We start from the raw sequence: 15,941 nt of genomic DNA, 5'->3' as shown, positions 1-15,941 counted from the left end.
ATGCCGACACGGTAACCCTAACGGGCGACAGCGTAACGATCAGTGCCACGGCGGATGGTAACATCAACATTCCAGACGGCTACAGCAAGCTGTTTGTACTGACCTCGGGAGAAGGCCTGGTGATAGAGGCGGTAGGCGCAGAACCAAGCTTCGCGGTAGAAGCCGCAGGACGCTATACGATCCATACGTTGGTATACGACGGAAGGGCGGACAGTGCGAACTTCCTGGATCTAGGAGTAGTAGAGCTTGGAGCTACCACAGGGGTAGACGTACTGAACCTAGTAGCATCTGCAGGGATCTGTGCGTCCTTGGATGCAGCAGGCGCACCAATAATGGTAGAATCATGTACGGCCGATGCAGGCACGTTAACGGCGGATGCCGACACGGTAACCCTAACGGGCGACAGCGTAACGATCAGTGCCATGGCGGATGGTAACATCAACATTCCGGACGGCTACAGCAAGCTGTTTGTACTGACCTCGGGAGAGAACCTGGTGATAGAGCAAGTAGGCGCGGAACCAAGCTTCGCGGTAGAAGCCGCAGGACGCTATACGATCCATACGTTGGTATACGACGGAAGGACGGACAGTTCGAATTTCCTGGATTTAGGAGTAGTAGAGTTTGGAGCTACCACAGGGGTAGACGTACTGAACCTAGTAGCATCTGCAGGGATCTGTGCGTCCCTGGATGCAGCAGGCGCACCAATAATGGTAGAAGAGAATGAGGTAGTATGTGATGCTTCGTCAGGAAAGATGTATTCTCAAAAACCTGTACAATGTTTAAGCAGAGGGGAAGCAACTATTGCTGCTAAGTTCTACCAACAACCACATATTCCTGAAGGGTATCAGCAATTGTATGTTTTAACTGAGGCATATTCTCTAACAATATTGCAAGTTTCGGCTTCACCAGAATTTACAGTTAGCCATCAAGGTTTCTATCGTATTCATAGTTTAGTTTATAGCCCTGAAACACTAGATTTAAGTGTGGTTCAATTTGGAAAAACTACTGGATTTGATGTGTTGAATTTGATTGAAGCTAACAATATCTGTGCATCATTACACGTAAGAGGTGCTATAAATTTAGTAATAGGTTCTAAGTGGTTTTGTTACTTCTTTAATAAATATAGAGCACATCATTGGAATAAGAAAAGCGGAAAAGGACCAAACGATGATGATTTAGCCGGTTATATTGATGCTTACAGTAGTTATGATGAATTTGAAGCATCATTTATTAATCAAAATGACGAAGTGAGATTTTATCCAAATCCAGTTGTAGATAATTTGAATGTTGAAATTAGATTGTTTGACAATGAAGAAATGGATTATAATGTTATGGATGTGAGAGGAAGAATGATTATGAGTGGTTCTGCTGAAGCATTAAAATCTGGAAAGTTCACTTTAAATACAAACCAATTTGCAAAAGGAATGTATATAGTAAACTTCGTATCAGAGTTTAGAACAGTAACAAAAAAGATAATTATTGAAAAATAATTGTATGTCTGTTAATAGTTAACTAAAAGCCGCAATTTTACGTTGCGGCTTTTTTTATTTTAAAAAATCACCCTGAAACTTACATTTGGTGTTATTCCCAAAGATATGTTTTCAATTGGGGTAACGTTGTTTTCATCATTCAAAATATAATATCTATTAAGAATGTTTTTTTTGTTAAGGATATTCCAAAGTGAAGTTCCAATAACGGCTTTAGTACCTTCCGATAGGTTAAAATTATAAGTAGCAGAAACATCAGCGCGTATATAATCTTCTAAACGTGAAGTATTAGGACTTGAGTAAGTAATTCGCCTATTACCTTCATTTTGATTGAATATAGGTAAAGTAGTTGGTCTTCCAGAAAACCAGTTAAAACCAGCTGCTAGTTTGAAATCTCTGTAGGTATAAGTGCTAGCAAATGTAAGTGCATGACGAATATCAGCGTTGTTTGGAAAAGACTGTCCGTTGTTTAGTGTTGGAAAGGTATAATCATTAATACTATAAGAATACCCTAGCCATGTACTTACCACATCTTGAAATTGTTTATTTACAAGAACATCAATACCTTTGATTTTATAACTTCCAGTGGCATATGTAAACTGATATTGGTTTTGAAATCCCTGACTTCTGGTAGTAATACCATCTACTTTTTTGATAAATGCTTCAGCACTAATCAAAAATTTATTTTTATTAAAGTGAATTCCTGCCGAAGCTTGCTTGCTTTTTACTATAGGAACAGGAAATAGTGATTTTTCATTAATAACTTCTGTTTCGGTTCTTTCAGTTGCCAATACCCAACGCCGTTTTTCTATACCCAAAAAGTCATTTTGTAAATCGATAATTTGCGAAGCAGTTTGACTTTTCAATTCTCCTAAAAGTTCAAAACGAAACGCATTTAAAAATCGCTGACTAAAATTAAGTCGTGGCTCAATTAAAATATCATCAGATATATCTATATGATTGATACGAGCACCAATATTCAATCTGGTTTTGGCATTGGTTGATAAAAAAGCACTTTCAGCATAAACAGAATGACTTCTTACAACATCACGAACAAAACTTCTGAAATTAGGATTATTCACATCTTCTAAATTACTAATACCTATTTCAGAAAATTGATACCCTAAATTAAACTTGAAATTATGATTCGGGTTATAATCAAGATCTAATCTTCCAGATAATTCTAACACTTCATTTTCCTGAATTAAGCGCTGATTGTTTATAATATCAAAGTTTGTAGCATCCAAGTCATAGTTGGTGCCGTAAAATTGTGCTCTTGTTGAAAATGTATTACTCCAATCTCTACTATATGTCAATCCATAGGCGAAATTTTGTTGTGATAGGCTGCTGTTAAGTGCTTCGCTTCTATCGTTTATAGTGGAACGCTCTTCATAATTTAAAGCATTATTAATATTCATAAAATGAAGGCGGACTTTATCTTTTTTAGAAATATCGTATAAAAATTTTGCCGTAATATCATAAAATGAAAAATCTTCATTTTGAGAAATAATAGCATCACTTTTAGCATTATTTGATAAATCTGAATCTTGAAACACACGCTTAAAATACTGGTCATAAGTAGGAGTTACAATTAAATCAGTAATAGAACGTCGCGTTGATAATTGCAGTTCTGTATGATGCGTTAATGGAATTTTAGCATAGGCATGAGCATTAATTAGATTGAAGCCTGCACCCGCATTGAACTTGCCATCGACGTCATCGGATAATTGCATATCAATTACACTAGAAACACCATCACCAAATCTAGCGCGTGTACCGTTTTTAGACACATTTACTTTTTTTGTAGTATAAGGGTTAAAAGCAGAAATCAATCCGAAGAAATGTCCAGACTGATACATTTTTATACCATCCCAAAGTATGAGGTTTTGGTCGTGCGTGCCACCGCGAACGTTAATATTTGATACAGATTCTTCAACACTAAAAACACCAGGAAGCGCTTGAATGGTTTGTAATACATCAGGTTCAATAAGTCCTGGTAAAATACCAAATTGTTCAGGTTTCACAGTAAGCGAACCATCGTTTAGTTTTGTAATACCAGATGTTAAATAATTTTTCACTACAACTTCTTCAAGTTGCTCCCTAATAATAGTTTTATCGGTCGCTTTTCGTTTTATAATAGTGATAAATCTACTGTTAAGAATGCTGAACTTTAAGTTGGTAGACAATTCTAATTCATAAATAACATCGGCAAGTTCTAAATCTTCAGAAGGTAATGTGGCTTCAATATTTGTGATAGTTTCATCTACATAAGAAAAGCTAACGTTGTAACGTTCAGAAAGTGTCTTTAAAACTGCAATAAGCGGTTGTGTTTCTTGATTGGCTTGCGAGAAACCCTTTAAACCATTCAAAAAAAATAAGATACTTAAAAGAAAAAGCCCTCCTTTTCTATTCACGCTTTAAAATAATCGTATTGTTTTGTTTGCTATACGTTACTTGTAAAGGTAATGCAATAGATTTTAATGCTACATCAAGATTGTCGTGCGTAAATGAACCTGTAAACAGTTGTGTAGCATCTACGTTCATTAGTGTAACTTCAACATTATATTGTCTTTCAAACTCAGCAACAACTTGTTTAAACGGCACACTTTTAAAGTCACTTTCGTTATTTAACCACGAAGGTGTGGAGCGGTGTTCTTTTTCTTTAGCAATAATTTTCCCATCGATAACCAAAAAGCTGTCTCCAGGGGTTAATTTTGTTTCATTAGCGTTGTATGTTACCCCAACTAAACCTTCGTAGCAAATAACCTCAAAATAATTGTCCCGTTGTTTTACATTAAATTGAGTACCATAAACCGTAACGGTTCCTGATGTTGTTTTAACGTTGAATGAAGAGCCTTTGGCCACCTTAAAAAAGGCTTCACCTTGTAGGTTTACATCACGTTCTTTTTTCCAATCGTTTTTATTATAAGCTAACAACGATTTTGCGTTGAGGGAAACGGTAGATGCATCTGGCAACTCTACAGTGGTTTTTTGAGCCAACTGTGTAGTAACAGTTGTGTTTAGCGTAGTGGTGTAATAGTATACACTAAAACAAATAGCTAAAACTGCAGCAACTCGCAACAATGGTTTTAACCAATTGTTTTTTGGTGCGCCTGTACTTTTAATAGTAGATAACACGTTTTCTAATTCGGTAGAAGTATCGTAGTTATCTGCCTTAAAGTGTTGCAGATTGGTGTGTAACTTCACTAAATCGTCATAGTCTTCCAAAGCTTTAAACGCCTCGAATTCCTGATCGTTTAGATCGTTATTTAACCATTTTAATATGAGTGCTTCTCTATTCATCTTGTCGTTATTCAATTATATAACAGGTTACTTTTATTTTTTCCTACCCTTGATTAAAAAAATTTTAAAAAAAACAAAAACTAAATACCAAAAGTATTTTATGTTCCTTGAAAAGCCATAATAATACCATCAAAATTTTTGGTTTTCAGGTTGTTTGGTTCAATTCCAAAATAGATTACAGAATTTCCTCCAAACTTACTTAGATTAGAATTACTATCATTACAATCTAATTGAAGCAATATTTCATAATTCTTTTTGATTATTTCAATTTCTGTTTCTTTGGATTTGTAATCTTCAAGAGTTTTGATATTCAGTTGTTTAATTGCAAAATCAGAAACCACACTATTTTGTACTGACCTGTCTTCTCCCAAAATCTGATGAAAATTATCAGTCTCCTGATTACATATGTCATCTATAAATTTATAAGCGTCCTCATAAAAAAGGTGGAAATCCTTATATTTCTTTTGATATTTTTTAATCTTGAAATTAGTGTCATCTGGTAAAGTGAAATATTGGAAATAATCAATCTTGGCTGTAATGAAAACACTAGGTGTGAAATAATTTACTGGAAATTTAGTCCTTTCAACTTGACTTACATTCTCTATATAAATTACTTTAAAACTGTCTGGTTTATTTAAGAACCTTGGCCAATCTGGATCTAAATAAATAAAGATATAGATAATTCCTTTTTTCGGTAATTTGTTTTTCAAATCAAACCGATTAAGCTCACTAAGATTATACTGGGCACAGAATGATAATGGTTCATTTTTGTAAGTCGGCCAATTAAAATGTTTGGGTAAATCAGGTATGCCACCAATTTTTGAAGCTCCAAGAGGGATACTTTTTTCATTAGCTTTACTTGTTTTAATACCAATTGTAGGTTCCAACGAATTAATGACTTCCTTTAAATCCGATTTTTCAATGTTATATTCGGTTTCAAAAATCGAATTTTTGATAGCATTATATTTTCTTTGACCAAAATTTGTTAATGTAAATAAAAATGACATAAAGATTACACTTTCCTTAATTAGCCTATTCATTTTCTATAGCTCCTTAATCTCCTTCCTTAACTTCTCCAAAGCTCCATAAATACGTTTTTCAACAGCTTTGGTAGAAATATCTAATAACTCAGCTATTTCTTTAAAACGTTTGCCTTCCACACGGTTCATCATAAATGCCACCCGTTGCGCTTCGGTTAAATTTGCCAGCGCACGTTGCAGCTTATCATTATATTCAGATTCCTGCATTAAAAACTCAGGGCTCTCATTGGTGCTAAATTTAGGGTTAGAGGTTTGTTGATGTTTCAGTACCACTTTTTGGTGCGCCACTTCATTCAACATTAAATTATTGGCTGTAGTGAATACAAAACTCTTTGCTTTATCGGGAGACACCTTCGCACAATTTTGCCATAGCTTTACAAAAGCCTCCTGTACTTTATCTTTTGGGTTTAGTAATTCCCCAAACTTATAATAAAGAAAATCGTGTAAATTCTTGGAGTGTTTATTAAAAATAGATGAAAACAAGCGCTCTTCACAAATATTTTCATGTAATTTTTTTGCCATAAGTTTGGTTGTTGGTGCCCCTAAAATAAAGGTTTTTTGCAATTTCGATTTTGGAATTTAGAATTTATTTTTTGAAAATTTTAAAAAAAAGGGTAGGAATTTTTAAAGTTTGTTTGTTTTATAGTTGAAATAAGTTGTTTAACCCAAAAAACACATACCATGAAAACTAAACTTAAATTTCTAGTATTACTACCTTTTTTTGCCCTTTTAATGTTCACCTCATGTCAGGAGGAGACCGTTGATATTACTCCTCCAGATGAGGCGGAAGCACTAGTTGCAGATTCACAATTAACTAGCTTTTTAAGCGCCACGTCTAAAAACGATGGTTCTAAAGACAATATTATAGACCGTGCTAGTTGTATTTCAATTAAACTACCTGTTATTGTAAAAGTAAGAGGCATTGAAATTAAAATTAGTTCAGAGGCTGATTACGAATTAATTGAGAAACTATACGACCAGTTTGATGATGACGATGACCGTTGCGATATTATTTTTCCTATTACAATTATAAACGCAGAGCATGATGAGATTGTTATAAATAATGCCGATGAATTAGAAAGTTTTATTGAAGTATGTTCTGGTGAGAATGAAGAAGATGACGATATAGAATGTATAGATTTTCAATACCCAATTTCTTTTTCGGTGTACAATACAACTTTTGAAATAATAGACACTGTAACTATTGAAAACGATAGGCAATTACACAAATTTATAAAACGCGTTAAAAACGCCGAAGTATTTGCTAGCCTTAACTTTCCTGTAACTATGGTGTTAGCCGATGGAACTACCCTAGAGGCAAATAACAACGAAGAACTACAAAATATTATTGCAGATGCTAGAGACACCTGTGATGAAGATGATGATAACGACTATAACGACGACGATTTTACTAAAGAGCGCTTAGATGAGTACCTAAAAAAATGTCCTTGGGTGGTTTATGAATATAAACGATACAACCAAGATAACACACAACAATATGGCCAATACGCTATTAACTTTCAAGAAGAAGGTGTAGTAACCATGAAAGCCAGAAGTGGAGATGTGTTAACAGGAAGCTGGAGTACTACTGTTACTAACAGAGGTGCTTTGTTAAAAATGGAATTTGAATCGTTAGCAGACTTTACCTTAGAATGGTTTGTATACGATTTTGAAGACGGAAAAATTAAAATATACCAAGAAGGCGGTAATAGAATTGTTCTTAAGCGTAGCTGTAATGTAGTTGTAGATATTACAAAAGAACGTGTAGAAAACTTTTTAAAAGAATGTTTGTGGAGAGTTGCGGAATTAGAGGTAAACGATACCGATAAAGAAGAAGAGTACATAGGTACACCGCTTAAATTTTATGCTAATAACATAGTTAAAATTAGGGTTAACGGAGAGTTGGTTGAAGGTACTTATGAAGTTTTGGTTAGAAATACTGGAATTGGTTTAGAAATAAACCTAGAGGGAAGACCAGACTTAAAACTGCAATGGTTAATTACATTTTTAAGTGAGGATGAGATTGAGCTTAAAAACGCAGATAATGAAATGGAATTAAAAAGACATTGTCCTGATAATGATGGCGACTTAAACTTTATATTAGACGCCCTTGTAAGTAGTGAGTGGGAAGTTGCATCTTATATAGATGAGGGCGAGGACGAAACCCCAAATTACAAAGACTATGTAATTGGTTTTAACCAAAGTGGTATGCTGTTCGCCGAAGGTAACGGTAACGATTACCGAGGGTCTTGGTTAGCGTATAGGTACGATGGCTTAAATCTAGCATTAAACTTTAAAACCCAAGAAGCGCCATTTAACGAGCTAAGATACCGTTGGAAAATCAAGGAAATTACCATGGAAAGAATAGAGCTTAAAGATTACAGCGATAATGGCGAAATAGAACGCATATTGGTATTAGAAAGACGAGTTATATAAAATTGCTTTTGGTTTAATAAAGAGACATTTTATAAACACGGTTTGTAGGTTGGTTAACCCATAAAATGTCCTTTATAAAGGCTGCTAAATTAAATTTGGCAGCCTTTTTTTAGTGTAACCCGAACTTGAGAAGTTTTGTAAAAGCGTACTCAAGTTTGTTGGTTTAACTCTTGCCTGCTGGCAAGCAGGAATCCCGCTTATTAGCGGGATTTTTTTCATTTATTTTAATAATTTGGGCGCTACCCAAGGGTCGGGCTTTCGGCAGTCGCTTCCCGCAAAAGGCGGGAGAGCTTCAACAAATGCCTCAATCCCTAGCGCGTGTATTAGCTAATTTATGTTTTAATTCCAAAAGGTATTTTGTTTTTGAAAGGGTTCGTTTAACTCTAGCCGATATGCGTTGTTTTAATGACTTATATCCGTCGTTAAACGAAGTTATAATTTTTTTCTCACAAAATCAAATACCATCATCTTGAAATACTAACAATATCTTTAAGTGTTTAAAGTATTAAAAACATATAGTTTTTGTGGCAAAACTAAGTTTAAGTAAAAGCCTAATTCAAATCAGTAAAACCAAAATATTTCATTATTTTTGCACCTTAAATCCAATAAAACAGGCAGGTTTTTAAAATGCCAAAAGAATACTAAAAAATTATGTTTAATAATTTAAGTGATAAATTAGATAAAGCCTTACATGTATTAAAAGGGCACGGAAGCATTACCGAAGTAAATGTTGCAGAAACCTTAAAAGAGGTAAGACGTGCATTGTTGGATGCCGATGTTAACTTTAAAATAGCCAAGGAATTTACCAATCGAGTAAAGGAAAAAGCTCTAGGCCAAAACGTATTAACTACATTGCAGCCAGGGCAATTAATGGTTAAAATTGTTAAGGACGAACTTACCGAATTAATGGGTGGCGATGCCGAAGGTATAAACCTTTCTGGTACACCAAGTGTTATTTTAATGTCTGGTTTACAGGGTTCTGGTAAAACAACATTTTCAGGAAAGCTTGCCAATTATTTAAAAAATAAAAAAACTAAAAAACCTTTATTGGTTGCCTGTGATGTTTACCGTCCTGCAGCAATAGACCAATTACATATTGTTGGAGATCAAATAAATGTTGAGGTTTTTAGTGATAAGGGCAATAATAACCCTGTTGCAATTGCACAAGCAGGTATTGCACATGCAAAAGCAAACGGACATAACGTGGTAATTATAGATACCGCAGGTCGTTTAGCTGTAGATGAGGCGATGATGACCGAAATCTCGAACATTCACAAAGCTATTCAACCTCAGGAAACGTTGTTTGTAGTAGATTCCATGACGGGTCAGGATGCTGTAAATACAGCAAAGGCGTTCAATGATATTTTAAATTTTGATGGTGTTATCCTTACCAAATTAGATGGTGATACACGTGGTGGTGCAGCAATATCCATAAAATCGGTTGTTAATAAGCCAATAAAATTTATTGGTACTGGCGAGAAGATGGAAGCTATAGATGTGTTCTACCCATCGCGTATGGCAGATCGTATTTTGGGAATGGGTGATGTGGTATCGCTTGTAGAACGCGCCCAAGAGCAATTTGATGAGGAAGAAGCACGTAAATTGCAAAAGAAAATTGCGAAAAATCAGTTTGGTTTTGATGATTTCTTAAAGCAAATACAGCAAATCAAGAAAATGGGGAATATGAAAGACCTTGTTGGAATGATTCCAGGTGCAGGAAAGATGATGAAAGATATAGATATTGATGATGATGCCTTTAAGGGAATAGAAGCCATTATCCATTCCATGACGCCAAAAGAACGTTCAAACCCTTCAGTATTAAATGCCAGCAGAAAGAAGCGTGTTGCTAAAGGTTCAGGTACGTCTGTTCAAGAGGTAAATCAGTTATTAAAGCAATTTAACCAAATGAGCAAAATGATGAAGATGATGCAAGGTGGCGGGGGCAAAAAAATGATGCAGATGATGAAGAATATGCGTTAATCTAGTTAGAAGTTAGAAGTTAGAAGTGTCATGCTGAACTTGTTTCAGCATCTAAGAAAAATATAGATTTAAACTTGGCGTCTCTGCGCCTTTGCGAGAAATATAAATATGACAATTTTAGACGGTAAAAAAGTAAGTAACGACATAAAAAACGAAATTGCGGAGCATGTACAATCCATGATTTCTAAAGGAGAAAAAGTACCACACTTAGCTGCAATTTTGGTGGGGTCGGATGGTGCAAGCATGACTTACGTTGGCGCTAAAGTAAAAGCTTGCGAGCGTATTGGTTTTAAGTCTACACTTATTGAATTGCCAGAGTATACTACAGAAGAAGAACTGCTTGAAAAAATTCATCAGCTAAACACAGATGATGCTATAGATGGTTTTATTGTGCAGTTACCGTTACCAGAGCAAATTGATGAGCAAAAAGTACTGATGGCGATAGATCCAGACAAAGATGTAGATGGATTTCATCCTACAAACGTAGGTAGAATGGCGTTAGATTTACCAACGTTTTTACCAGCCACACCATATGGCATTATGGAACTTTTAGAACGTTACCAAATAGAAACTTCAGGAAAAAATGTAGTAGTTATGGGTAGAAGCCACATTGTTGGCCGCCCTATGAGTATTTTAATGAGCCAAAAACGACCCGCAGGCGATGCCACGGTTACAGTGGTTCATAGCCGTTCTAAAAATTTAAAGGAAATTACTAAAGGCGCTGATATAATTATAGCTGCTATTGGTATTTCAGAATTTTTAACGGGCGATATGGTAAAAGAAGATGTTGTAATTATAGATGTTGGTATCACACGCGTACCAGATGCTACGAAAAAGAACGGATATAGGCTTGCTGGTGATGTACATTTTGAAAGTGTAAGTAAAAAGGCAAGTTATATTACCCCGGTACCAGGTGGTGTTGGCCCTATGACGATTGCTATGTTGTTAAAAAACACCTTACTTGCTAGAGAACGCCACGCATAGGGTTTAAATTTTAGAATTATTCCAATTTAAAAGGGCACTTAAAAAGTGTTCTTTTTTTCTAGAAGATACAGGTATTTTCTTCCCATTTTTTAAATAAATCACACCAGATTTATCGTATTTATCTATAAATTTTAAATTCACAATAAACGACTGATGAGGACGTGTAAAGTTAGTTTGCGTAAGCCGTTCTTCAAACTCTTTTAGGGTTTTTGAAACTACATATTTTTTATTATCACTACAGTAAAATGTGGTATAACCTTTGTCTGATTCACAAAAAAGTAATTCATCTAAATCTATTATTTGAAAACTATCATGAAGCGATAATATAAGCTTAGAATCGTTGGGTTTCCAAACGTTTTTAGTAGCTTCTATACGTTGTTTTTGCTCTTCTACTGTAATATTTTCAACTTTCTGAATTGCACTTGTTAGTTCCTCAATATCCAATGGTTTTAGGATATAATCTATCGCTCCAGATTTTAAGGCTTTAAGCGCATATTCTTCGTAGGCTGTTATAAAAATGACTTTAAAACTTAGATGTTCGGTTTGCTCTAAAAAGTCAAAACCAGTACCATCCGTAAGGTTAATGTCCAAAAAAATTAATTCAGGCTTGCAGGCATTTGCAACAGTAACAGCATCTTTAACATTGCTACATTCACCCAAAACATCTATTTCTGCATCTATAAGTTGCAGTAGGCTAAGAAGCCCTTTTCTTATATATGCTTTATCTTCTACAATAAGTGCTTTCATTGCGCTTCAACTAATTTATACGGAATTACCAAAGTTACCAAGGTGCCTTGGGCTTCGTATTTTTGTCTATCTTCAATAGTTACCCAACCTTTTACGTTTAAGTCCTTAGATATTATTTTTAATCTTTCTGAAGTTATAGCCGTAGACAAAGATATTTTATTTCCATTTTTAACACCTTTTTGGGTATCTATGCCAATACCGTTATCAGTAATGGTGCAAATTAGGTTTTCGTTAGAATAATTTAAATTAATAGCGATACTTTTAGTCTCTTGTTGGTTCTTAAATGCGTGCTCTATCGCATTTTCAACAAAAGGTTGAATAAGCATGGGCGGCACTAGAAATGTATTACTATCAATACTATCATTAACTGTAATATTATATTGATAGGTTTCATTTTCCAAATTCTGAAGGGATAAATAATGTTCTACTGCAAATAGCTCATGAGATAGCAAAACTAGTTTATCTCTTGAGTTTTCTAAAGTAATTCGCATTAATTTCGAAAATTTTGATAAATAACTAACGGATTTCTTTTCTTCTTTATTCAAAATCATACCTTGTAGTACTGATAATGAATTAAAGATGAAGTGAGGTGTCATCTGAGAGCGTAGTAGTTTTTGTTCTGTAATTATACGTTGCGTTTTGGACTTGGCATGATTCAATTTTTGATAAAAAATAACCGAACCTAATACCATAGAAATTAAAAGTACCCCAATAACAGCCCATAAGTAATTGCGCTGTGTTTTTACCAAATTTTTATTGGTTTCACTTACGGTGTTCGTTAACTCTAGTTCTCTGATATTTGCAGAGTCTAGTGCTTGTTTGTATTTATAATCAGCCTCTAATTGGGCTAATTTTTCGATATTTTTTTTATTGAAAAGGCTGTCATTTAATATTTTGTATTGTTGATAACTTTCAAGGGCTTTTTTGTGTAATCCTTTTTTTTCATAAATTTTTGAAAGCAATTGTTGTCCATTTTTTTGTACGTCCACAAGTTCAAGTTTCTTCGAAAGATCTCTACTCTTTAAAGCATAACTAAGAGCTTTATCATACTTTTTTTTCAAAAAATAAACCTGGGCTATACCTAAAAATGAATCACATAAACCTCTTTGGTTTTCAACGCTTAAACATATTTGTTTTGCTTTTTCAAATTTTTGCAATGCAGTATCATATTCTTTTTCTGCTAAATAAACGTTTGCGATATTATTTAGACAGATACCCACATTTCCTTTCGTGGAAAATTTAGTTAAAGCTTCATTAAAAAGCGTATGGGCTTTTTTATAATTTTTCTTACTCATATAGATCTCGCCCAAATTATTTAGAATACTTGCAGTATTTTTATCATTGTTATTCTTTGAAATCTTTAAAGCTTCACTATGCAATTCTATTGCTTTATTAAAATTTTCAAGTCTTATATGAACATTGCCAATAGACATTAATGCATCACTTATACTTATATCATCTTTTTCTTTTTTTGCAATTGCCAGCGCTCTATTATGATACTCAAGCGCAAGAGGATAGTTTCCTTGATGGCTATAAACATTGCCTAAAGCTGTAAGACATTTGGAAGCTTGTTTTAAATTGTTATTGTCTTCACTTGCTTTAAGTCCTTTTTTAAAATTTTCAACAGCACCATGATAATCTCCCTTTTCACCATAAGCTAAACCGATATAAAATAAAGCTTTAATATAACCATTAGTTAATCCAATCTCCTCACGGAGCTTAGCTGCTTTCGAGTAATATTCAATTGCAAGGTTATAATCTCCATTATTAAAGTAGGCAATACCCAAATTATTATAACACAATGCTGAACCACGCTTGTAATTCAAAGTTTTATACAACTCAGCTGCTTTAAGATAATATGGTAAACCTTCGTTAAGACTTAAGTGTCTAGCTATAGCAATTCCTTTAATATGAAAACTTCGGGCTTTTTCTTTTAGTGCTCCTAATGAATCTGAAAGAATTATTGACTGTTCTGCATAATTTAGGGTGCTATTTAAATTTTTTTTAACGTGTAAATCAGCTAAGTTGATCAATAGTTTTAAATACGTAGTATCTTTTTCTTTACGATTCTGTAATTCTGCTTTTAGACTATCTATTTGAATATTTTGTGATAAACCAACCTTAGTACATATAAAAAAGAGAAAGATGATAGTTGTGTGAATGATTTTCATATTAGGCGAAATGAACAAAACGCTAATTAACAATATATTTAACAACTAACCGTAAGCCATTAGGTAAAATGCTTACGGTTAGTAAAAAAACAGATAACCCTAAAAAGGTTAAGAGTTCATACCCGTCTACTTTGTAAACTTTTTTACAACTCTACCTTCGTTAAATTTTAATTCTAAAATATAAATACCATTTGAAAGTGTAGCTGTTTCAATTGTGCTTTTATTCCCTTGCATAACTTTTGCACCAGTCATACTGTAGATAGCGAAGTTTTCTAGCGTTAAGTTGTTAGAATACTTTACTTGAATTTGATTAGACCTTGAAATGATTTTGATATCGTTTTCTATTTCAAAATTAGAAGTACTTAAAGTACTGCTCTCTACAACCGAATTAAAACCTGTCCATAAAGCTCCTGGATCTGTAGCATAGGCACCAACTGTACCATCAGGGACAATAAGAGTTATGTTGCCACGAAATGATACTGTACTTCCTTGCGTTGAGTTAATATGGTTGCCAAAGGTTTCATTAAATCCGCTACCAATAGTGGGTGGTGTCGTTGCTAAAGAATTTATGGTTTGTAGCGACGGATTATTAGAGAATGCCCATTCATCTATACTTTGAAGCCCAGTTCCTAATTCTAGGTCGGTCAATCCACAATCGGTGAAAGCTAAAGAACCTATATTAGTAACACTATTAGGAATAACTAGACTTCCAAGATTACTAGATCTAAAGGCAAATTCTCCAATAGTTTCTAGGTTGTTGCCCAGTGTAAGACTAGTCATTATTAAGTTATTGGCAAAAGCACCATTAGCAATGGTAACAACACTATCTGGAATTATAAGAGTTTCTATACTGTTATTAGGAAATGCAAAAGTCCCAATACTTGTTACAGTATTTGGTATTGTAAGTGCGGTAATATTGTTAGCAGTATTGACGGTATTTCCAATCGACACATTGTTTCCTATTTCTGTAACAGTATATGTTATCAAACCATTTGGTATGGTTGCGGGAATATTAAGTACTGATCCACCTGAGAAATTATAACCTATAACTTTAACAGTACTGTTTGCAACGGAAATCACTTCATAAGTAATAAAATTGTAAACATAAGTATCGCCAGTATTTAAATTTTCTGTAACGCTATTAAAACCTGTCCATAACGCTCCAGGATCTGTTGTATAGGCAGCGCTTGTTCCCGCGGGGATTATTAGATCTATATCGCCACGGTTTTGAGTTGCGGTATCATAAAAAGTATCATTTAGATTGTTTGCAGTTGTAATGGTAGGTGGTACGGTTGCTAGCACTGTAACGGAGGTTAAACCATTATTGTCCCTAAATGCTCCACTACCAATACTGGTAACATTACTAGGTATTGTAAGCCCTGTTAATTGGTTGCTACCAAAGGCAAAATCACCAATAGTTTGTAAGTTGCTAGGTAAAACTACAGAGGTTAAATTTGCATTGTTAAAAGCCCCTTGTTCAATACTTGTTACTGTATTTGGTATACTAACATTAGCTGTAGCCGTACCGCTAAGGGCGTTACTACCAAGACTGGTAACGCTATATGTTGTTCCACCATTTGTAACAGATGCATGTATTGCAACACTTGTATTATTAATTGTACTTCCTGTAATAAGAGATACCGTATTGCTTGATGTTACACTATACCTTAACATATTGCCATTTGTGTCCTGAACAAAAAACGTTTGAGAATACCCTATGACTGAAATAAATAGAGTAGTTAAAATAAGTAGTTGTTTTTTCATTTTTAATGTGTTTTTGGGTTAATAAAACG

At 34.3% G+C, this 15,941-nt stretch carries 11 protein-coding genes; 4 read left to right on the top strand and 7 right to left on the bottom strand.

The annotated features are described in order from the left end of the window. Nucleotides 1-1,490, top strand: a 1,490-nt coding sequence (locus tag CLV33_RS14290; RefSeq protein ID WP_146109747.1) for a T9SS type A sorting domain-containing protein, incomplete at its 5' end; no start/stop codon positions are given. A 59-nt stretch (nt 1,491-1,549) separates the two neighbouring features. On the opposite strand, the gene CLV33_RS14285 is transcribed toward CLV33_RS14290, so the two are convergent. The 4 genes from CLV33_RS14285 to CLV33_RS14270 form a co-directional block, all read right to left on the bottom strand. Then, the gene (locus CLV33_RS14285) at nt 1,550-3,901 is read right to left on the bottom strand and encodes a TonB-dependent receptor plug domain-containing protein (RefSeq protein ID WP_105474478.1); all 2,352 of its coding nucleotides are present in this window, start codon (nt 3,899-3,901) and stop codon (nt 1,550-1,552) included. Further along, the gene (locus tag CLV33_RS14280; protein WP_105474477.1) at nt 3,894-4,790 is read right to left on the bottom strand and encodes a FecR family protein; all 897 of its coding nucleotides are present in this window, start codon (nt 4,788-4,790) and stop codon (nt 3,894-3,896) included. The genes CLV33_RS14285 and CLV33_RS14280 overlap by 8 nt, the downstream gene beginning before the upstream one ends. Nucleotides 4,791-4,888: 98 nt before the next feature. After that, nucleotides 4,889-5,797: a DUF1963 domain-containing protein gene (locus CLV33_RS14275; RefSeq protein WP_170064026.1), complete on the bottom strand. Its 909-nt coding sequence runs from the start codon at nt 5,795-5,797 to the stop codon at nt 4,889-4,891. Nucleotides 5,798-5,833: 36 nt separating this feature from the next. After that, entirely contained in the window at nt 5,834-6,352 is a 519-nt protein-coding gene (locus CLV33_RS14270; RefSeq protein WP_105474482.1) for an RNA polymerase sigma factor, read from the bottom strand. Between the two features lie 159 nt (nt 6,353-6,511). On the opposite strand from CLV33_RS14270, the gene CLV33_RS14265 reads away from it, so the two are divergent. The 3 genes from CLV33_RS14265 (at nt 6,512) to folD (ending at nt 11,230) form a co-directional block, all read left to right on the top strand. Then, nucleotides 6,512-8,266 carry a hypothetical protein gene (locus CLV33_RS14265; RefSeq protein WP_105474475.1) on the top strand — a complete coding sequence of 585 codons (1,755 nt, stop codon included), beginning with the start codon at nt 6,512-6,514 and terminating at the stop codon, nt 8,264-8,266. Between the two features lie 651 nt (nt 8,267-8,917). Continuing rightward, the gene (ffh, locus tag CLV33_RS14255; RefSeq protein WP_045372707.1) at nt 8,918-10,246 is read left to right on the top strand and encodes a signal recognition particle protein; all 1,329 of its coding nucleotides are present in this window, start codon (nt 8,918-8,920) and stop codon (nt 10,244-10,246) included. Nucleotides 10,247-10,354: 108 nt separating this feature from the next. Beyond that, a complete protein-coding gene (gene folD, locus CLV33_RS14250) occupies nt 10,355-11,230 on the top strand; it encodes a bifunctional methylenetetrahydrofolate dehydrogenase/methenyltetrahydrofolate cyclohydrolase FolD (protein WP_105474473.1) in 876 nt (291 codons plus the stop codon). Nucleotides 11,231-11,233: 3 nt separating this feature from the next. Here the strand turns inward: folD and CLV33_RS14245 are convergent, their stop codons facing one another. The 3 genes from CLV33_RS14245 to CLV33_RS14235 all read right to left on the bottom strand — a co-directional run bounded on the left by CLV33_RS14245 (nt 11,234) and on the right by CLV33_RS14235 (nt 15,912). Next, the gene (locus CLV33_RS14245; protein ID WP_105474472.1) at nt 11,234-11,977 is read right to left on the bottom strand and encodes a LytR/AlgR family response regulator transcription factor; all 744 of its coding nucleotides are present in this window, start codon (nt 11,975-11,977) and stop codon (nt 11,234-11,236) included. Beyond that, on the bottom strand, nt 11,974-14,148 hold the full coding sequence (locus CLV33_RS14240; protein WP_105474471.1) for a tetratricopeptide repeat protein: 2,175 nt from the start codon (nt 14,146-14,148) through the stop codon (nt 11,974-11,976). Before CLV33_RS14240 ends, CLV33_RS14245 begins: the two co-directional genes overlap by 4 nt. A 126-nt stretch (nt 14,149-14,274) precedes the next feature. Further along, complete coding sequence (locus CLV33_RS14235) at nt 14,275-15,912, bottom strand: leucine-rich repeat domain-containing protein (protein WP_105474470.1); 1,638 nt, start codon at nt 15,910-15,912, stop codon at nt 14,275-14,277. Between the last annotated feature and the right edge of the window lie 29 nt (nt 15,913-15,941).

The organism is Jejuia pallidilutea (genome assembly GCF_002973595.1).
GTDB classification, from domain to species: domain Bacteria; phylum Bacteroidota; class Bacteroidia; order Flavobacteriales; family Flavobacteriaceae; genus Jejuia; species Jejuia pallidilutea.
This window is presented reverse-complemented; position numbering and strand designations above follow the sequence as displayed.

What these genes read in the sequence shown, in the direction of transcription:
- CLV33_RS14275 (WP_170064026.1), bottom strand. Translation starts at nt 5,797, where the DNA reads ATGTCATTTTTATTTACATTAACAAATTTTGGTCAAAGAAAATATAAT.
- CLV33_RS14280 (WP_105474477.1), bottom strand. Translation starts at nt 4,790, where the DNA reads ATGAATAGAGAAGCACTCATATTAAAATGGTTAAATAACGATCTAAAC.
- CLV33_RS14270 (WP_105474482.1), bottom strand. Translation starts at nt 6,352, where the DNA reads ATGGCAAAAAAATTACATGAAAATATTTGTGAAGAGCGCTTGTTTTCA.
- folD (WP_105474473.1), top strand. Translation starts at nt 10,355, where the DNA reads ATGACAATTTTAGACGGTAAAAAAGTAAGTAACGACATAAAAAACGAA.
- CLV33_RS14235 (WP_105474470.1), bottom strand. Translation starts at nt 15,912, where the DNA reads ATGAAAAAACAACTACTTATTTTAACTACTCTATTTATTTCAGTCATA.
- CLV33_RS14265 (WP_105474475.1), top strand. Translation starts at nt 6,512, where the DNA reads ATGAAAACTAAACTTAAATTTCTAGTATTACTACCTTTTTTTGCCCTT.
- CLV33_RS14240 (WP_105474471.1), bottom strand. Translation starts at nt 14,148, where the DNA reads ATGAAAATCATTCACACAACTATCATCTTTCTCTTTTTTATATGTACT.
- ffh (WP_045372707.1), top strand. Translation starts at nt 8,918, where the DNA reads ATGTTTAATAATTTAAGTGATAAATTAGATAAAGCCTTACATGTATTA.
- CLV33_RS14245 (WP_105474472.1), bottom strand. Translation starts at nt 11,977, where the DNA reads ATGAAAGCACTTATTGTAGAAGATAAAGCATATATAAGAAAAGGGCTT.